This window comes from Streptomyces ardesiacus, from assembly GCF_003112575.1.
GTDB lineage: Bacteria > Actinomycetota > Actinomycetes > Streptomycetales > Streptomycetaceae > Streptomyces > Streptomyces ardesiacus.
Window position 1 is genome coordinate 273,430 of record NZ_BEWC01000005.1, and the last position, 18,283, is coordinate 291,712.

The 18,283-nt window shown below is 69.4% G+C and carries 17 protein-coding genes, 1 tRNA gene and 2 pseudogenes; 9 read left to right on the plus strand and 11 right to left on the minus strand.

All coding sequences use genetic code 11. The features are described 5' to 3' along the window. Positions 1-139: 139 nt before the first annotated feature. The 3 genes from Sdi02f_RS17775 (at position 140) to Sdi02f_RS17785 (ending at position 6,102) form a co-directional block, all read left to right on the plus strand. Positions 140-1,069: a Yip1 family protein gene (locus Sdi02f_RS17775; RefSeq protein ID WP_030401431.1), complete on the plus strand. Its 930-nt coding sequence runs from the start codon at positions 140-142 to the stop codon at positions 1,067-1,069. A 158-nt stretch (positions 1,070-1,227) separates the two neighbouring features. Beyond that, positions 1,228-4,464 carry an FG-GAP-like repeat-containing protein gene (locus tag Sdi02f_RS17780; protein WP_108933644.1) on the plus strand — a complete coding sequence of 1,079 codons (3,237 nt, stop codon included), beginning with the start codon at positions 1,228-1,230 and terminating at the stop codon, positions 4,462-4,464. A 204-nt stretch (positions 4,465-4,668) separates the two neighbouring features. Then, complete coding sequence (locus tag Sdi02f_RS17785) at positions 4,669-6,102, plus strand: recombinase family protein (RefSeq protein ID WP_108933645.1); 1,434 nt, start codon at positions 4,669-4,671, stop codon at positions 6,100-6,102. A gap of 139 nt (positions 6,103-6,241) precedes the next feature. Here the strand turns inward: Sdi02f_RS17785 and repSA are convergent, their stop codons facing one another. From repSA to Sdi02f_RS17820, 7 genes are all read right to left on the minus strand, one after another. After that, positions 6,242-7,630, minus strand: coding sequence for a replication initiator protein RepSA (gene repSA, locus Sdi02f_RS17790; protein WP_108933646.1), 1,389 nt, complete (start codon positions 7,628-7,630; stop codon positions 6,242-6,244). A 4-nt stretch (positions 7,631-7,634) separates the two neighbouring features. Then, a complete protein-coding gene (locus tag Sdi02f_RS17795) occupies positions 7,635-7,814 on the minus strand; it encodes a hypothetical protein (RefSeq protein ID WP_052836762.1) in 180 nt (59 codons plus the stop codon). A 92-nt stretch (positions 7,815-7,906) separates the two neighbouring features. Next, positions 7,907-8,203, minus strand: a complete 297-nt coding sequence (locus Sdi02f_RS17800) for a hypothetical protein (RefSeq protein ID WP_052836760.1) — start codon at positions 8,201-8,203, stop codon at positions 7,907-7,909. 15 nt (positions 8,204-8,218) lie between these two features. Continuing rightward, the gene (locus Sdi02f_RS17805) at positions 8,219-8,401 is read right to left on the minus strand and encodes a mobile element transfer protein (protein ID WP_052836926.1); all 183 of its coding nucleotides are present in this window, start codon (positions 8,399-8,401) and stop codon (positions 8,219-8,221) included. 14 nt (positions 8,402-8,415) lie between these two features. After that, complete coding sequence (locus Sdi02f_RS17810; protein ID WP_052836758.1) at positions 8,416-9,075, minus strand: DUF2637 domain-containing protein; 660 nt, start codon at positions 9,073-9,075, stop codon at positions 8,416-8,418. Positions 9,076-9,095: 20 nt separating this feature from the next. Next, positions 9,096-10,430, minus strand: a complete 1,335-nt coding sequence (locus Sdi02f_RS17815; protein ID WP_108933647.1) for an FtsK/SpoIIIE domain-containing protein — start codon at positions 10,428-10,430, stop codon at positions 9,096-9,098. 2 nt (positions 10,431-10,432) lie between these two features. After that, positions 10,433-10,762 carry an SCO3933 family regulatory protein gene (locus Sdi02f_RS17820; RefSeq protein WP_052836754.1) on the minus strand — a complete coding sequence of 110 codons (330 nt, stop codon included), beginning with the start codon at positions 10,760-10,762 and terminating at the stop codon, positions 10,433-10,435. A gap of 159 nt (positions 10,763-10,921) precedes the next feature. Here Sdi02f_RS17820 and Sdi02f_RS17825 point away from each other — a divergent pair, with 159 nt between their 5' ends. Next, on the plus strand, positions 10,922-11,716 hold the full coding sequence (locus Sdi02f_RS17825; protein WP_108933648.1) for a GntR family transcriptional regulator: 795 nt from the start codon (positions 10,922-10,924) through the stop codon (positions 11,714-11,716). After that, positions 11,713-12,378 (plus strand): YdcF family protein, encoded by a 666-nt coding sequence (locus Sdi02f_RS17830; RefSeq protein ID WP_108933649.1) that lies wholly within the window; start codon positions 11,713-11,715, stop codon positions 12,376-12,378. Before Sdi02f_RS17825 ends, Sdi02f_RS17830 begins: the two co-directional genes overlap by 4 nt. 484 nt (positions 12,379-12,862) lie before the next feature. Here Sdi02f_RS17830 and Sdi02f_RS35665 read toward each other — a convergent pair whose 3' ends face one another. The 3 genes from Sdi02f_RS35665 to dcd are packed head-to-tail and all read right to left on the minus strand — an operon-like array spanning position 12,863 to position 14,765. Next, the gene (locus Sdi02f_RS35665; RefSeq protein ID WP_159107660.1) at positions 12,863-13,627 is read right to left on the minus strand and encodes a hypothetical protein; all 765 of its coding nucleotides are present in this window, start codon (positions 13,625-13,627) and stop codon (positions 12,863-12,865) included. A 24-nt stretch (positions 13,628-13,651) separates the two neighbouring features. Further along, entirely contained in the window at positions 13,652-14,161 is a 510-nt protein-coding gene (locus tag Sdi02f_RS17835) for a phosphoribosyltransferase (protein WP_108933650.1), read from the minus strand. Positions 14,162-14,189: 28 nt separating this feature from the next. Further along, positions 14,190-14,765, minus strand: a complete 576-nt coding sequence (dcd, locus tag Sdi02f_RS17840) for a dCTP deaminase (protein ID WP_030401434.1) — start codon at positions 14,763-14,765, stop codon at positions 14,190-14,192. Positions 14,766-15,288: 523 nt separating this feature from the next. On the opposite strand from dcd, the gene Sdi02f_RS17845 reads away from it, so the two are divergent. Beyond that, a tRNA-Gly gene (locus tag Sdi02f_RS17845) sits at positions 15,289-15,362 on the plus strand. Between the two features lie 676 nt (positions 15,363-16,038). Then, positions 16,039-16,404 (plus strand): annotated as a pseudogene (locus Sdi02f_RS17860) (transposase); the annotation flags it as partial. A 27-nt stretch (positions 16,405-16,431) separates the two neighbouring features. Here the strand turns inward: Sdi02f_RS17860 and Sdi02f_RS35930 are convergent. Further along, positions 16,432-16,803: a hypothetical protein gene (locus Sdi02f_RS35930; protein ID WP_167458185.1), complete on the minus strand. Its 372-nt coding sequence runs from the start codon at positions 16,801-16,803 to the stop codon at positions 16,432-16,434. A 164-nt stretch (positions 16,804-16,967) separates the two neighbouring features. On the opposite strand from Sdi02f_RS35930, the gene Sdi02f_RS17865 reads away from it, so the two are divergent. Both Sdi02f_RS17865 and Sdi02f_RS17870 read left to right on the plus strand, forming a co-directional pair. After that, positions 16,968-17,843: a helix-turn-helix transcriptional regulator gene (locus Sdi02f_RS17865; RefSeq protein WP_497595014.1), complete on the plus strand. Its 876-nt coding sequence runs from the start codon at positions 16,968-16,970 to the stop codon at positions 17,841-17,843. Between the two features lie 34 nt (positions 17,844-17,877). Further along, positions 17,878-18,228, plus strand: a pseudogene (locus tag Sdi02f_RS17870) (TerC family protein); the annotation flags it as partial. Between the last annotated feature and the right edge of the window lie 55 nt (positions 18,229-18,283).

An 18,283-nucleotide genomic window follows, 5' to 3' on the forward strand; every position in this document is an offset into this window, starting at 1 on the left:
GGACCGGCCGAGGGGCGGGCGGCTCCCGCCGGACCGGCCTCGGGGAGCACCCGTAGGGGATGTCACAGCTCGGCCGCAAAGGTCCCCCGAACGGCCGGACCCCGCACGTCACTCTCCGGGACCAGGTACGTTCGAAGGCGTGGCTGGATTCAGGATCGGACGCGGCCGGGACAACGGCGCTCCACACGCGCAACCACAACGCCCTCCGTACGGACAGCAGGCGCCCCAGGGACCGTCGTACGGCGGTCCGGCGACGCCTCGGCAGCCGTACCCGCAGCCTCCGTACGGGGGTGGCGCCCCGGGCGGATCCCCGTGGCCGCAGGCACCCGGCGGCGGCCACGGCGAGCCGGAGTACTTCGGCGACGGCGGCTACGGCCCCGGGGGCCACGGCGGGCACCCCCAGCAGGCCCCGTACGACCCGTACGCGGCCAACAACCCGGGCCACACCCAGGCGTTCACGGTCGACGACCCCTACAACCAGGGCGACACCTACCGCGCCGGTTCCGCCCCCGCGCCCGGCCCCGTCGGCCCCCGCCTGCACTGGAAGGACCTCCTGAAGGGCGTCGTCCTCGCGCCCAACCAGACCTTCCTCCAGATGCGGGACTACGCGATGTGGGCCCCGGCGCTCATCGTGACGTTCCTCTACGGCCTGCTGGCGGTCTTCGGCTTCGACGGCGCCCGCGAGGACGCCATCAACGCCACCCTCTCCAACGCCGTCCCGATCGTCCTGACCACGGCGGTGGCCCTGGTACTCAGCGCCTTCATCCTGGGCGTGGTCACCCACACCCTGGCCCGCCAGCTCGGCGGCGACGGCGCCTGGCAGCCCACGGTCGGCCTCTCCATGCTGATCATGTCCCTCACCGACGCCCCGCGCCTGGTCGTCGCGATGTTCGCGGGCGGCGACGCGCCCTTCGTCCAGATCCTCGGCTGGGCCACCTGGGTCGCGGCCGGGGCCCTGCTGACGCTGATGGTCAGCCGCTCCCACGACCTGCCCTGGCCGAAGGCGCTCGGCGCCTCCGCGATCCAGCTGATCGCCCTGCTGTCGATCGTGAAGCTCGGCACGTTCTGACCGACCGCCACGGAAGAGGCCCCCGGTGTCCCGCACCGGGGGCCTTTCCCCTGCCGCACGGTGATCCCCTGGTGCTACTGTCGCCCTGCTCACGCGGGACGAGCGGCGAAGACGTGAAACGCCCCCCTGCGTGACCGCCCTGGGGAGGGACTCCTTTCGTGACTCGTCCGCTCGACAAGCGGGCCGTGCGCCGTCGGCGTGTGCTCGGCCGTACCGCTCTCACCGTCACGCTCGCCGTGACCGCCGGCCTCGGCGCCGCCACGGGGACGGCCGCCGCCCCCGCCGTGTCCGCCGCGTCCGCCGACCCCGTCGTCGTCAGCCCGGGCGCCCGCTTCGTGCCCCGCGCCACCCTCGTCCTGAACGCCGGCGAGACCGGGTTCCTCACCGCGCAGGAAGGCGACGACCGCCTCCGCTGGATCGACTACGCCACCGGCGCGACCACCGTCCTCGACCACCGCCTGCCCGAGCCGCTCGCCTACGACGTCGACGACCGCCGCTTCGACCGCCACCCGGGGGACTTCGGCCACGGCTCCGACACCGTCGCCCTCTACGCGCCGTCCCCCGCCCCGCACGTCACGCTCCAGCAGCGGGCCGGCGACGGGGCGAAGGTCACGGTCCCGGTCCCCGACGGCCAGACGTACGTCGCGACCTACGGCGACACCGTCATCACCCGCACCGGCCCCGAGAACGCCGTGACCGGCCTGCACCTGCTGCGCCTGGAGAACGGCGCGGTGCGGGACCGGAAGCTGCAGGGGCTGCCGGAGGGGTGGCACCTGAGCGTCAGCGGGGGCGACGCCCGGTCCGTGGCCGTCCGCGCGATCAAGTGGGAGGACAGCACGATGTCCCAGGGGTGGTGGGTCGTCGACCTCGCCACCGGGTCCCTGAAGACACTCTCCCCCCACGGCGAGGCCGTCCGGTTCGACGGGGACACCGTCTTCCACCTCGGCGCCCCGGAGCCGTACGCCGCCCAGGTGTACCGCCGCGACGACCTGGACGCGGAGCCGGTCACCGTCGACCTGCGGGACGTGGGCACGTACGACGACACGATCCTGCCCTTCGGCGGGGGCTTCGCCACCGTGACCCCGCCGAACCCCGGGGACAACGAGTACCGCGGCAACGGGCTCTACCTGGAGGACACCGAGGGGAACGCGAAGACCCTGCTGGCCGTCGCCTCCCCCTCCGTGGACCGCACCCCCGGCGGCTCGCTGCTGGTGGCCGGCGCCGAGCAGAAGACCGACTACGGACCGCTCGACTGGGGGTACTACCTCCTCACGCCCGCCGCCGACGGCACCGTCACCCGCAAGCGCGTCGCGGACATCGAGGACCGGGAGGCCGATCCCTTCGGCATCTCCCTGGGCAGCGGCATCCTCACCACGGCCGACGACTCGAAGCTCTACATGCCGGGCACCTACGTCGGCGCCTACCGCAGCACCTGGCTGAAGACCTCCGGCCGCCCCGAGGAGCTGAAGTCGACCGTCGACGGTCTCGTGAGCGGCCGGGACGCCGACTGCGGCGACTCCGAGAACGGTCCCTGCGTGACCATGTTCGCCGGCGGTGACGGACACCACGGCCGCAAGGCGGCGACCGAGCAGGGCGTCACCGTGCTCCACACCAACGGCGACACGTCCTGGGGCCCGCGGGTGACCTCCGGACAGCACAGCCCGGAACTCGTCGACCTCTCCGGCCGGTACGGCGTCGTGGACGAGGCGTCGGGCGGTGCGCAGGCCGTCCTCCGGTTCGCGGACGGCGACACCGGAAGCGTCCTGGAGAAGCGGGGGACGGTCGCGGCCTCCCTGTGGGGCAGCACCCTGTGGAGCGCCACCGGGAGCTGGGACGACCCACGCCTGGAACTGCCGACCACGGTGTCGGCGAAGAACCTGTCGACGGGCGCCGCGGGCGAGACCTTCGACGCGGGGTGCGTCCCGCGCGAGCTGCAGGCCGTCGGGCGCTGGGTGTACTGGCAGTGCGACGACTCCTGGCCCAACTACCCGGGCGGCGGCGTCTACGACCGTGAGGCCAAGCGCACCCTGAGGCTCGGCACCGGCAAGACGCTCCTCGGCGACGGCTACCTGGTCCGCCAGTCCGACCCGGCCGGCCTGACCCTCGTCGACCTGCACGAGGGCCTGCCGGCCGGCGGCACGGAGGCGGACCTGCCCCGGCGCGTGCTCGTCCCCGCGGCCGAGCTGGGCGACCGGACCGTGCGCCGGGCCGACTGGACCGTGGACCGCTTCGGCGGCCACGTCGCCTACGTCGGCGCGGACCGCCGGGTGCGGATCGTCCCGTCGGGCGTCCCGGCCTCCCGGATCGCCGTGATCGACGCGGAGACGACGCCCGCCCTGAACCTCAGGGCCACCGGGGCGGCGTGGACGTCGCGCTGGTGGCTGTCCAAGCCGGCCGCCTCCTGGTCGCTGACGCTGCGGAACAAGGCGAGCGGCAAGACCGTGCGCACCCTGTCCGGCGGCGAGGCCCGGGGCATGCTGTCGGCCACCTGGGACGGCAGGGACGCCGGGGGGACGTACGTCCCGAACGGCGCCTACACCTGGACCCTGACCGCGAAGCCCGCCGACGGCGTCGGAACCGGCCTGTCCGTCTCCGGGACCGTGCCGGTCACCGGCGGTGCCGCCGTGTGGCGGGACATGGCGGGCGACGACGGCTTCGGCGACCTGCTGGCCGTCGACGCCAACGGCGCGGTGTCGATGTACCGGGGCGACGGCACCGGCGGCGTGTCCTCCCGCGTCGCCGGGTCGGCCGGCGCGTTCGCCACCGGCTCGGTGCTCGTGCCCTTCGGGGACGTGGACGGGGACCGGTGCGCCGACGTACTGGTGCGGACCGGCGACGAGCTGCGGGCCTACCGCCCCGGCTGCGGCAAGGTCGTCGGCGCGTCGTCGCCGTACACGCCGATCGGCAAGGGCTGGGGGCAGTACGACCAGCTCACCTCACCGGGCGACCTGAACGGCGACGGCTTCACCGACCTGATCGCCCGCCAGACGAGCACCGGCGACATCTACTTCTACGCGGGCACCGCGGACCACCGCCTGAAGACCCGGGTGCGGATCCAGGCGAACTGGAAGCTGTACAAGTGGATCACCGGCGCGGGCGACCTGAACGGCGACGGCCGCGGCGACCTGCTCGGCCAGGACTCCGCCGGTGTCCTGTGGCGGTACTACGGCACCGCGGCCGGCAGTGTGACCAAGCGGGAGCGGGTCGGCGGCGGCTGGAACGTCTACTCCGCCCTCGTCGGCACCGGCGACCTCTCCGGCGACGGCCGCACCGACCTGCTGGCCCGGGACACCACCGGGAAGCTGTGGCGGTACGCGTCCGCGGGAGACGGCACGTACGGGGCCCGGGTGCTGGTGGGCACGGGCGGCTGGAACACCTTCAAGGGCCTGTACTGACCCGGGCGAGCACCAGGGAGGGGCCCCGAGTGTGACGTCGTCACACCCGGGGCCCCTCTTCCTGTCCGTCGGGCTTTCCCGGCCCGTCAGGCGTCGAGCACCTGCCCGTCCCGCCGCACGACGGGAGGCAGGACGGACCAGGCTGACTTGACTCGATGACGGTAGTAGTCTGGCCCCGCTCAGGAGGCAGGGGGAGGGCCGACCGTGGCACGCAAGGTAGGGGTCTACACCCGGATTTCTCGGGACGACGAGGGCGAGTCTCTGGGTGTCGCCAGGCAGCAGCAGGACTGCGAACGCCTCGCGGATCTCCGGTCGTGGCAGGTCGTGAAGACCTACGAGGACAACGACGTATCGGCGTTCAAGCGCAACGTCGTGCGCGACGAGTTCGAGCTGATGCTGAGAGACCTCCGCGCCGGCCTCATCGACGGAATCGTGGCCTACGACCTGGACCGCCTAGCCCGACAGCCGCGGGACCTGGAACGCCTCATCGAGATCTTCGACGAGCGGCCCCGCCTGGAGTTCGCCACCGTCACGAACGACATCAACCTTGGCTCTCCGGACGGCCGCACCATGGCCCGCATCATGGTCGCGTTCGCCAACAAGTCGTCGCACGATGCGTCACGCCGGATCAAGCGCAAGCACCTAGAGCTGGCCCAACAGGGCAAGGACAGCGGCGGGCCAGCGCCGTACGGCTGGAGCAAGGACGACCGCACCAAGGTCGACCCGAAGGCCGCCGAGGCCATCCGCGAGGCGCAGCGCGAAGTCCTCGCCGGCGTCCGCATCGGAACCATCCGGACCCGGTGGCAGCAACAGGGCTTGGGCAACCCGCGCGCAGGCACCAAGCGCATGGCCCACCACCACGTCGAGCAGATCCTGACCAACCCCAGACTGGTCGGCTACCGCACGTACCACGGTGAAATCCTGGTCGGCGAAGACGGCGAACCGGTCAAGGGCAACTGGGAGCAGATCAACAGCCTGGAAGAGTGGGAAGCCGTCTGCGCGGCCGTCGCCGAGCGGAAGCAGAAGCATCCCGGCAAGTCCCTCGCCCGTAAGTACCTGCTCTCGGGCATTGCCCGGTGCGGACTGTGCAAGACGAAGATCCGAGGACAGATCAACAACCGCTGGCAGCCAGGCTCGAAGGCCGCGAAATACACGTACCAGTGCTCCGTAGTGAACGGCGGATGCGGCAAGGTCGGACGGGTTGGAGAGCCCGTCGACAGGCTCATAGTCCAACTCGCACTCGAAGAACAGCGCGCGCGAGCAGAAGTAACCGCCGTCCCGGTCGATCAGCGGTGGCCGCGCGAGGACGAGTTGCAGCAGGTCTCCCAAGACATCACCCAACTCGTGGATGCCGAACGCTCGAAACAGATCACGGTGGCCACCCTCTTGCAGCTCTTGCCGGCCAAAGAGCGGCTGCGCGACGAACTTAAACTGGAGCGGGCCCGCTTCTACAAGGAGCAGAAGCAGGCCGAGGCCAAAGGCGACGCGGCGAACCTGACCGTCGAGGAGTTCTTTGCGCTGCCGGTGGAGCGCCAGCAGGAGATCGTGTTGCACAGCCTCTCAGCCGTGATCATTCACCCGGCCGGACGAGGACGCCGGAAGTTCGACCCGAGCCTGATCGAACCCGTCTGGCGGTGACGATCAGGCCCGCCCCTGCAACACGAGGGCACGGCGTACCCACTCTTCATCACGCTCAGGAGCACGGCGAAGATGCATCCGCAGCCACTCGTCAGTGCTCATGACCTCACGCTGAGCCGTCGCCTTACGGGACTCCGGGCTACTGGTCTGACTCATCAAGGGCACCTCCTGCCAGTTCTTCGCGGGCGGTTTCGCGGTTGTGCTGGATCTCGCGGCGGATGTTGGCGGCGAGCCAGGATTCGCCGGGGGTGTGCCCGTGGCCGGCGTAGGTCCAGTGGGCGAGGGTGAGCGTGGTGGCGTCCTCGTCGTCGGGGTCGGGCAGACCGAGGGCGGCGCGTTGCTGGGCTGCCCGGTAATCGGCGCGGGTCTGGCGCAGTTCGCCGAGGGTGGTCGAGTAGCGCCGGGACTTCGTGGAGAAGTGGCCGCGGAAGCCGAGCATGTGGGCCCAGTCGCGGAGCTTGCGGTCCGGGTAGAGCGCGTGCAGGTCGAGGCATGCGGCGATGAGCCGTGCGGGGTGGTCGGGCACGCCGAGCAGGACGAGGGCGTCTTTGCTGCCGATGCGGCGGTCTACGGTGCCGGTGGTCTCGGCTGCCTTCGTGGCGTACTTGGCGACGTAGGAGGCCACGGCTTGTTCGGTGATGTCCTCGCCGTCGCCGAAGGCCCGGATGGGGCGCACGTCGAGCTGCGTGCCCCACTTGAGAGTGCGGGCAGGCTGGTCCCCGGCCGGGGGCACGTCGACTTCCACGCGGGCGGCGGCGCCGTGGATCGCGTCGGTAAGAAGGTCGAGGGTGGCCCACGCGGGCGGGGTGTCGTCCGGGCCGTCGGGTCCGTCGAAGCGGATCACGGCGTGGAAGTGCACGGCGCCGCGCTTCTGGTACTCGGCCACCTTGCCGAAGGACACCCGCGACTGTTCCTTGGCGGCTTTCTGGGTGAGCCCGGCGCGCTTGGCGATCTCTCGGCGAAGGTAGATCGTGAAGTAGCGCCACAGCTCGGAGGCGTGGTTGTTCCAGAGCACAGCCCCGGCGTAGTCGTACGTGTCGGGGTCGAGCGGGGTGCCCAGTTCCGGGGCGTCCTCTGCGTGGCGGACACCGCAGCGGCAGGGCCGGCTTCCGGGGCGATTGTGGACCGGGCCGAACGACGGGGCGGTCAGGGTGGCGAACACCCGCGGGTGGTCCCGGATCGTTTCGGGGGTGCCCTTGGCGGGGTCGCCGACGAGGCCCGCGCGGATGAGGTGGTAGGTGTCGCCGGCGTAGGTCCAGGCGCAGGCCGGGCAGCGGGAGGCCCGCCGGTTGCCGCAGGCGAGGCGGAGCCGTCCGCCGGGTTCGGTGTCGGTCGAGTAGGAGTGCAACACCTTGCCGGTGGTGGCGTCGCGGGTGACGGTCGAGCCGGTCAGGTGGATGGGGTCGGAGCAGCCGCCGGTGCGGCGGATCTGGTCCTGGATGCGGTCGAAGCCGGTGGACCCGGCCAACCTCAGCACGTCGGCGAGGGTGGCCGGGTCCAGGCCCGCCATGGTGGCGGTGTCGGTCACGTGGTCACCGCCCGATGCGGTACAGGGCGGCGGGGGCGGTGCGTCCGGCGCCCTTACAGGCCGGGCAGGCGATCCGGAGGGTGGCGCGGGAGCCGTCGGCGTGGCGGGTGCCGGTGGTGATGGCGACCATGGCGAAGCCGTCGCAGTCGCGGCAGACGCGCGTGTTCTGGGCGGGCTGGGGCATGATGAGGCTTCCCTTTCGGGTCCATTGGGGCCTGGAAGTGGTGGCCGTCCGGGGCGGCGGATCTTTGGCGAGAGAGGCCGCCCCGGAGGGCGTTACTTGCTGCGGAGGGTCTTGCGCTTGGACGTGCGGTTGATCGTGTAGCCGAGTCCGCCGGTGGCCGACAGGACCGCAACGGCGGCGCCGGCGAGGACCTGAACGACGAAGGCGATGACCAGCAGCACCACGACCGATCCCGCGAGGACGACCAGCGTGAGGACGATCGGGCCCTTGTACGAACGCGGCGCCTCTTGGACGATCACGACGCGTCGCATGTCGGTGCCGGGCGGGATCTGCCGGTAGAGGTCGGCGGGGATGTGGCCGGCGCGGATCTGGTCTTCGGGCAGCTGCATGGCTTGGTCCTCCTTTCAGGCGCAGCGGTGGGTGCGGGCGGCGAGTTCGGCGGCCGACCGGTCGCCGTATTCGTTGGAGAATCCGCACTTCGGCGCGGTGCAGGCGGCGGTGTGCCGGGTTTGGCCCCGGCCGTTGTTGAACGAGGCCACTCGGACCGGGCCAACGCGGATGACGTCGTAGAAGCGGTTCGGGCGCACGCAGGTCATTCCCTTCAGGCGAGTTGGGCAACGATGGCGCCGGCGAGGTCTTCCGGGATGCCGAGGCGATCGCGCAATGTGGCCGTGTCGATGTCGGCTCCGGTGCGGGTGCGGTGTTCGGTGGCGACCTTTCGGGCGTGGTCGACCAGCGCAGGCGGGACCGCGGGAGTCGAGGCCGGGGCCTGCGGCAGGGCCGGGGCAGGCTCCGGTGTCGGGATCTCCGGGACCGGAGCAGGCGTCTGGGTCGGTTCGGGAGCCGCGGGTCGGTCGACGACCGGTACGGGCCGAGGCTCGGGCGCCGGGGCCGGTGCATGGTCGGTCGGGGTGTGGGCCAGCAGGGTGCCGCCGAGGAACGCCAGCGCGGGCCAACCGGCCACGAGGATGCGCAGCCAGGCCGGAACATGGTCCAGGTCGAGGAGCCCGGCGGTCGCGATGTTCGCGCCGAGAGAGGCGACCAGGGCAACCAGGAACCAGAACCAAGCCAGCTTCGAGCGCTCAGTGCGCAGCCGACGCCACACGGCGACCAAGAGCAGGTCGACGGAGACGGGATAGGCCCATGCCTTCCACCCGGTCTGGCCAGCCGCTTCGGCGAGGTCGTGCAGGTGGGCGAAGGACAGAGCCCCGGCAATTACGGCCTGGATGAGTACGGCGTCGATGCGGATCGAGCGGATCACGGCTCTTCACCTCCCTCCGGTCAGGGCTGCGGGGACACCAGCGGCGGAACGGTGGGCATCGGCGGCATCTGCCGGGCCGGGGGCCGGAACGGGGCCAGGAACGGCAGCCCCGGAGTGAGATGCGCGAACTCCCGGCACACGGCCGCCGCATCGGCCGGCGAAGTCTCCGGGGTGCGGATGCGGGACCAGCCACCGGAGGTGTCACCGGCCACCGCGACACCGGGACGATCGGCCCGGATCGAGGTCGCCGCCATCACCGCATCCGGAGCGATGTCACCCAAGCCCATTTCAGCGGTCTGTTTGTCGTTGACCCGGTGGACCACACGCCCGGTGAGCTGGGCACGCAGCGCGGTGGCACCCTTGCCGAGGTCGGAGCCGAAGCGCTGCCCGCAGACCTCCAGGTAGATGCCGACCGCACGGGCCATCTGACCCAGCCGCACCAGTTGCATGACCGTCCGGTCCCGCGCTGCCTCATCTTTCTTCGAGGTGACGAAGAACAGCTCTGCCACCTCATCGATCAGGACGACCAGCGGCACCGGCCGCAGCTTCGCGGGCAGGTCCCACACGTCCGAGACCCCGTGCAGGGCGAGGAGATCGAAACGCTCGCCCATCTCCAGGACCAGCGCGTCTATCAGCCGTCCCGCCATGTCCGGGTCGGTGGCCAGAGCCGACAGGCGGGGCGCGTACCGGCTGTGCTCGACGCCGCGCTTGCAGTCGATGCCGATCAACCCGACCGGGAGCTGTGCCAGGCCCTTGACCAGATTGCGCTGGTAGACGGACTTCCCGGACAGCGTGGCCCCGAGGGTCAGCGCCATCGGAACCGCGCGGTAGTCCCGCTCGAAGACCGTGCCGTCCTCCCGCAACGCCACCGGAACCCGCAGCCCGCGGGGCTGTGCGGAGCGCGGAAGACGGACCCGGCGCAGCACGTCGTAGCCCGTCATCCGCAGCTCTACGAAGCCGGGCTTGGTCTCCGCGACGGTGACCGACTGGACGCCGAAGGCGTGGCGCAGCCGTTCCGAGGAGGTGGCCACGTCGGCGGGCTCCAGGCCGGCCGGGAGGCGCAGCGTGATGCGCAGCCCGGTCGAGGTGGGCCGGACCCGGCGGACCTTCGGCGGCACCGGCCGCACCTCACGGCGGGACAGGTTGCGCGTCATGAAGGCCCGCAGCCCGGACGGCTGCACGGTCAGCCCGCACACGTCCATCGTGGACCGGTAGGACCAGGTGAACCGGCCCCACGTCAGCGGCAGACCCACCGTCGACCAGTACAGGCGCGGCGCCCGGTGCTTCGCGTAGCTGACACCACCGGCACCCGCCAGGGCCCCCGTAGCCTCGATCAACAGCGTCAGGTCAGCCATGGTCAGGCCGCCGAGGTGATCGCGACCGCGCGGAACGAGATCCCGTGCCGCTTCTGGCCGTTGAACTCGTTCTCCCAGTCACGGGCCTTGAGGCCGACCACCCGGACCGGCATGCCCGGGGCCAGACCCTCGGGGTAGCCCGTCTCCGGGATAGTGACCTGGTAGAGGTTGCCCTCCCCCTCGTCCGAGACCAGCAGGCCCACGGTGGACAGTCCCGCACCGGTGTCCCGGTCGACGGCCCGCTCTCCGGTCTTCTTGTTGGCCATCTTCGGTTCCGGCGCGGTCGCGACGAACACCACGGCGGTGGAGAGGTCGATCTTGAAGGACGGCATGAGAACTCCTTGTTCGACGACAGAGCAGCCCAATAGAGAGCTGCACATCCCCGCTGTCCTAGGACTGCGAGCGACAAGAGAGATAGTGCACCGCAGTCCTAGGACTGTCAACAGTCCTAGGACTATGTTTCACTGGACCTCGTAGAGAGGGGTTTCGTGATGGCGCCGAAGTGGCGGGAGCTGGCGGACAAGCTGGCTGAGCAGATCAAGGGGGGCGACTACGCCCCGGGCCAGCAGTTGCCGCACATCAGGGAACTGGTCGAGGCTGGCGAAGGCTCCAAGGCGACCGTTCACGCCGCCTACAAGGCGCTGGAAGCCGAGGGCCTGGTCACCTCGTCACGAGGTCACGGCACGGTTGTCCGGCAGCAAGTCCCGCTCAAGCGACTCGGTATCGCCAGGTACGACAAGGCGAAGTGGCGGGACGGCGACGAGGTGGCGTTCATCGCGGACCGTGTGGCTTCGGGGCGGCCGTACCGCCGCAACGAACAGACTCAGACGGTCAGCCTCGTTGAAGCGCCGGCGGAGGTGGCAGCCGCACACAGCCTGCCGGTGGGCGCCCCGGTCTACGCCCGCGCACGGCTTGTAAAGGAAGGCGACCAGCCGACGCACACTCTGACCAGCTACTACCGGCCCGAGCATGTCGAGGGCACGCGCATCGTTGACCCGACACCGGGACCCGCCGGTCGGGGTGGTGGCTTCCGTGTGCTGTACGACGCGGGCTACGAGATCGATCACATGCAGGAGAGGATCTTCGCCCGCGCCCCGAAGGCCGACGAAGTGAGTCTTCTGCAGCTGCCGCCTGGGGAACCGGTCGTCGAGCTGCACCGCACCACCTACACGGCGGACGGCACCGTGGTGGAGTTCGCCATCGGTGTGCATGCTGCGTCACGCTTCGCGTGGGAGTACGACTTCAAGGTGCCAGACTCAGCGAAGGACAGGGAAGACCAGCCGTGATCTCGACGCAGAACTGGGCCGACACACGACGTCTGTGGGACTACCACCAGATGGGCCATACGCCCCGGCCTTGTTCTGTCGCGATCGGACTCGGCAGTCACGACCTGGGCGTCGCCGACACGGCGGCCGAGCTGTACGAACGTGGCATGGCTCCGCTGATCGTATTCACGGGCGCCACCAGCCCCACGACGCGAGAGCGCATGCCGCGGGGCGAGGCGGTCCACTACCGGGAGCGGGCTCTTGAGCTTGGCGTCCCCAGCTCAGCCGTTTTGGTGGAGCCGCGGGCACGGAACACGGGGGACAACATCCGCTTCTCGCGGGAGCTGTTGAAGGAGGCCGACGTTGACGTGTCCTCGGTCTTGCTGATCAGCAAGCCGTACGAGGAGCGTCGGGCGTACGCGACGGCGCGCAAGCTGTGGCCCGAAGTTGAGATCGTTAGCGCGTCCAGCCCGATGACGCTGAGCGAGTACGTCGACTCCATCGGCGATGCCCGCATGGTCATCGACATGCTCGTTGGCGCACTACAGCGTCTGTTGGTCTACCCGGAAGAGGGCTACCTGATCAGCCAGCCCGTACCGGCCGACGTGATCGAGGCGTACGAGCGCCTTTGCCAAGCCGGATTCACGAGCCGACTCCTGACCATCGACGCAGCCTCGTCCTGACCAGACAACAGGGTGAGCTGTTACAGGTTTCTCTACCTCATCAAGCCCCGGCTGCGCTCCGCTCCGCCGGGCGCGCTTCCCGGCTCCGCTCCGGGCGCCGCTCCTGCCTTCGGCCCGCTCCGCCCGCGCTGCGCCGACGCGCGCCCACAGGTGGATAGGGCCGGAAGCCATGAGTCGATCACCGCATAGAGCGGCCCTCGGTCAAAGACGATGCCTCCGGCGGGGGATCGGCCGGCACCGGGATGGAGGGGGCGCCGTTGCCGACCGCGGGCCCGTAGGGGTGCGCGTGGGGTGCTCCCATCCCGTCCACCGTCGACCCAGGCAGAGCCGAGCAGACGCGGCCCAGGGCGTCCAGGTCGTTCGTACAGTGGCGCGCTCCACCTGGACGCCCTGAACCACGCCCGCTCCACGGTGTGTGGGTCGACGGCGGACGGGATGGGAGCTAGGGAAGGTGGTGGGTAATGGTGATATCGAATATCCGACTTCACCAATACCTAGCAAGCCCCGACGTTTCCCCAGCTCCATCTTGTGAATCATTGTGGGCAATTACGCCAAAAATGACAGCGACAACGATCGCCAGCAGTGCGATAGCAGCCGTCACTATTTCATTTGCAGTGAAACGCCAATACGATGATGCAAGTTCATCTTGAGTAAGAAATATCTCAACCTTAAGAATGCGCCTGAGGACACTACCAATGGCAAACCCGCAAGCCAGTCCAGCCAAAACAATCAGGACCGTCAGCGGCAAGGAATCAAAAAGGGCAGTGAAGATGAGAGCAAAAGACACCCCCCAGGCCGCGAAAATCCATCTGGGCGAATACCAGAAACCCCACTTGCGAGGGCGGGCTTCCTCAAACAGGGGACGGAGCACCGCAGTCTGCGCGTTCACCCAACTCGGATCGCCCGAAATATGACAAGCGACCCAGCCATCAGATTTGATAGCCAGACGGGCTATGCGTCGCGGCCCCGGTCCGCGATTGTGACCAATATCGCTGGCAAAGATAACAAGGTTGTCGAGAACCTCAACATTTCCTGGCTCGGTGGACTCTGCCAGCGCCTGAGCGAGACCGTCAAGAGAGTTTGACTTGTAAGTCGTGATGGCTCGCTCAGTCGAAAAATCGACCTTCGCCTCAGCGGGTAGTCCTGATCGCAGCGCCCGCACCCATTTTTCGATGGTTCTTCGATGCAGCTTGCATCCCCGAACTGTGATGTTCGAGCTTGCTTCTACCGTCACATCTGGAGCAGTCACGCTTCCCCCCGACTTTGGCGATCCCTAGAGAGCTTCCTTGTTGACCCTGGCCGGTGAACCAGACTTATGTACTGGAGGCAAGACACTCCACGGGAAGTTGATCCAGTCGTCGGTCCGCTTCCACACGTACTCGCACTGGACGAGGGAGTGCGACTTCTCGTAGATCACCGCGCTGCGCACCTCGGCGACCGTGTCGAGGCAGAAGTCCCGCACCAGCTTGAGCGTCTTGCCGGTGTCGGCGACGTCGTCGGTGATGAGGACCTTCTTGTCGGAGAAGTCGATGACGTTCGGGACCGGCGCGAGCATGACGGGCATGTCGAGGGTGGTCCCGACCCCGGTGTAGAACTCCACGTTCACGAGGTGGATGTTCTTGCAGTCCAGCGCGTACGCCAGCCCGCCGGCGACGAAGACCCCGCCGCGGGCGATGGAGAGCACTATGTCCGGCTCGTACCCGTCGTCCGCGACGGCCTGCGCCAGCTCGCGCACGGCGACGCCGAACTGCTCGTAGGTCAGATTCTCCCGAACATCACTCATGCGCGCGTCCCGCCTGCGTTCTTGCCGCTCATACCTGGGTCCGATGGAAATTGAGGTAGGACCGGGAGGCGGTCGGCCCCCGCTGGCCCTGGTAACGGGACCCGTAACGCTCGCTCCCGTACGGGTGCTCGGCCGGCGAGGTGAGCCGGAACATGCACAGTTGCCCGATCTTCATCCCCGGCCACAGCTTGATGGGCAGGGTCGCGAGATTGCTCAGCTCCAGCGTCACGTGGCCGGAGAAGCCCGGGTCGATGAACCCTGCGGTGGAGTGCGTGACGAGTCCGAGCCGCCCGAGCGAGCTCTTGCCCTCGAGCCGCGACGCCAGATCGTCGGGGAGGGTGATCACCTCGTACGTACTGGCCAGCACGAACTCCCCGGGATGCAGGATGAACGGCTCGTCGCCCTCCGGCTCCACGAGCCGGGTCAGATCCACCTGCTCGACGGAGGGGTCGATGTGCGGGTACCGGTGATTCTCGAACACCCGGAAGTAGCGGTCGAGGCGCACGTCGATGCTCGACGGCTGCACCATGGAGTCGTCGAACGGATCGATCCGCACCCGACCGGAGTCGATCTCGGCCCGGATGTCCTTGTCTGAGAGAAGCACGCACCGAGGATACGCAAGGCGCGCGGAACAGCGACAACCGCCGCCGCGCCACGCGCCAGGACCCGCTCTGCGTCTGTGCTGCCGCTCCTCCGCTACCGCTTCTGCGCGCCCACGGGCACGGCATTCCGCAGCCGCGCACACCGCGGACATCGGACGAGCCGGCCGGGGCCGAGTCGCTCGGCCTGCTGCATCGGGAACGAGGTGGCGGTGAACACGTGCCCATCGGCACAGCGGACGACGGTGCGCTCCATCAAATCCTTCAAGTCCCTTCCCCAAGAGCCGCGTCTGGCGTACTACCCTGACGACAAAAGCCACAGTACGGGATGAAAGAGACGACTCTCCAGGCGGCACTCCGCCCTCGCACACACCCTCTCCGGCGGCCCCACGGTACGCCCCAACCCCCGCCCCCCGCAGCCGCATCCACACCCCGGAACGGCCACCGGCCCCACGGCGCGAACACCGGGGGCCGGGCATGGGGTAGAGTGAGCGAGCGTCCAGACACCGGCCGTGGTCGGCGTCTTACGCGGGTGTAGTTTAATGGTAGAACATCAGCTTCCCAAGCTGAGAGCGCGAGTTCGATTCTCGTCACCCGCTCCACTCTGAACCCCCAGGTCATCAGCCCGGGGGTTTCTTGTTGTCTAGACCAATCCCAGAGTGGCGTGCCCTCCACGTGCCCTAACAGCAGGTAGGTGACGTCCAGGTGGGCCCTGGCATGCCATTTCAGCCGACTCGGCGCCGGAACGTCTCGAATCGCGAGACGCATTTTATGTGACCTGCGCCACTATGCGCGCTGTCGAACGGGAAGTAGCTTCCGCAAAGCAGCAGTTCGCGCCGTAAGGCAGTGGCACGACGTCACTGCGCGATCGTGGCCACCGGAAGGACTACGGCGCGGCTGAATGCCATGGCGCGTCAGCGCGGGTGGGCAGTGCGCCGGCGGTCAGCGCAGGGCGTAGGTGGGCTGCTCGGTCCCGGGCACGGGGCCGAGGTAGATGTGGCCGGTCATGTGACACCAGGCGGGCAGGTTGAGCGGGGCTGGTCCCGTCGCCGCCCTCGGGATCGCCACCGTTAAGGAAGGCCGCGACGCGTGGCACGGCATGGGCTGTTGCGGGCCCGCGTCCGCCGCAGCAGTCCCGCCCGCAGCCGGCCGCAGCAGACGCCTGCGGCTGCCGAGTCGGCGGTGACTGCTGCAGCTGAACCCGCAGCGCGAAGTGGGCCACGGCGTGGTGCCGGGCCCACTTCGCGTTGAGAATCATGGCCTTGCCGTTGGTGGCTGTTGTATCCGTCGGCGAACGGGCGGCCGAGCATGCCGCCGCAGGTTCTCGCCGCGGCGGTGGTGCTGCAGTCCCTGCATGGTCTGTCGGACTTCGAGACTGTTCAGGAATTGCGGTGTGACCTGCGGTGGAAGGCCGCATGTGGGCTGGGCCTGCATGACACGGCGTTCGATCCGTCGCTGCTGTCGTACTTCCGGCGGCGGCTGGCCCGCTCGGCCCGTCCGCACCGGATCTTCGACGCGGTGCGGGAGGTCGTGCGGGCCACCGGCGTGCTCAAGGGCAAGCAGCGCAGGGCACTGGACTCCACCGTGCTGGACGATGCAGTGGCCACCCAGGACACCATTACCCAGCTGGTGTCCGCGATCCGGCACACCGGCGGCTCGGCCGGGGTTTGGTCAGCCATCGTTCTGGTCCTCCCTCCGGGTCGCGCGGTAGACGTCGGCGAAGCGTCTGGTCAGCGCGCCGACGTCGCGCATGTACTGGTAGGCGATGAAGTGGGGGGACTGCTCCGTCGGCCGGCGCGTCAGGTCGAGGACCCGGTAGCCCTCTCGGAACAGCGCCTGGACGGCCGGGTCCTCGTCAAAGCCGAGTTCCTCGACCATCAGCACTCTCAGGTGACCGACCGGGTCTCGGGCCGTGGCGTCGATCACCGGGCGTTCGGGCATCATCAGGCGAATGGCCAGCGCAGTGTCCACGGCCTCGTCGACCGCCTCCAGGACGATCGACACTCCAGCCGCCTCGGACGACGTGACGCTTCCTGCTGCCATATCGCACCCCTTCTCCGGTCTCCACCGTTGTCGTGCCTGACAACGCCCAGAAAAGCGGCTCGCGTTGGCGCGGCCACGGCATCCACGGGGCAGTCTTGGGACACTTCTGGGACAGCCCGGTGCCGTCGGGTTAGACGCGGGTTGATGCGTGGAAAGGGGGCGGCATGGGGCTTGCGGAGAGGCGCAGGGCGCTGGGCTACAGTCAGGAAGAGTTCGCGCACGCCCTCGGCGTGGACCGACGAACCGTCGGCCGCTGGGAAAGCCGCACCACCACGCCGCAGCCGCCGCTGAGACCACGGCTGGCCGAGCTACTCCACCTCGACCTTGACGAACTCGACGCCTTGGTGGGACAGCCACGAGCAGCCCACCCGGAGTCGGCAGAGCCGCCGCCTCGCGGCCACCACGGCTCAGGGGACCTTGACGACATGATCCGACGCCAGTTCCTGCGCGCCATCACCGTCACCAGTGCCCTGGTGGCCCTGCCCCCCGACGAGGGCGCAGCCCTCGCGGAGGGCGCGCTGCGCGGGATGTCCGACGACTTCCTGCGCATGAACGGACACCTGTGGCAGATCTACCAACTCGCCCGCGCCAAGCGTTCCGTCTACCCGGTCGTCCGCGACCAGCTCACCGCCCTGAACGAGACCCTCGACGGACGGCCCGAGGTCGAAGCACAGGCCCTGTGCGGCACGGCCGGCGACCTCTTCCAGTTCGCCGGAGAACTGGCCTTCGACGGCAACCGCTACACCGACGCCGCCGCCTCCTACACGCTCGCCGCCTCTGCCAGCCAGGAGGCGAAGTCCTACGACCTGTGGGCGTGTGCCCTCGTCCGCCACGCCTACGTCGATCTGTACGAACGCCGGTACGCCGACGCGGTCGGCACGCTGTCGGCCGCCGAGAAGGTGGCAAGGCGCGGGGACGGTTCCCTGTCCACCCGTTACTGGATCCTGTTGAGCATGCGCGCGACTCCGAACTGTTCCGCGGGGGTCTCTGGCTGTCCCTTTTCGGGACGGGCATCCTCCCCACGACCGCCCAGGCTTTGACTGTCATCATCTCGGCCGGCCCCTCAGCCACCGCGACACCGTCGTAGCCGTGATCCGTGTGCTCGCCGTCCTGACGGTCAGCGACGACGCCTTCATCGTCTGCACCAGCAACGCGTTCGCCATTCTCGGCCTGTGGGCCCTGTACTTCCTCCCCGTCGGACTGCTCGACCGGTTCCGCTACCTCAGCAGGGCTCGCAGCGTCCCGGAGATCCCGTCGCCCGTCAGCCTCGCCGTCCTCGTCACGGTCCCGGCCGCGTCCGTCGTCCTGAGCATCCGACGCCCGGGCCCGGGCGGGGCTGCGCTCCTCGCGGACCGGGGCGAGGACGGCGCGGGTCCGGACAGACAGCGGGATGACGACTGCCCCTGGTCCGGACCTGGCCGGCCCGTGGGCCGTGCCCGCGCAGTGTGCGCCGACTGCCCCGATGCCGTGCGAGCAGGGC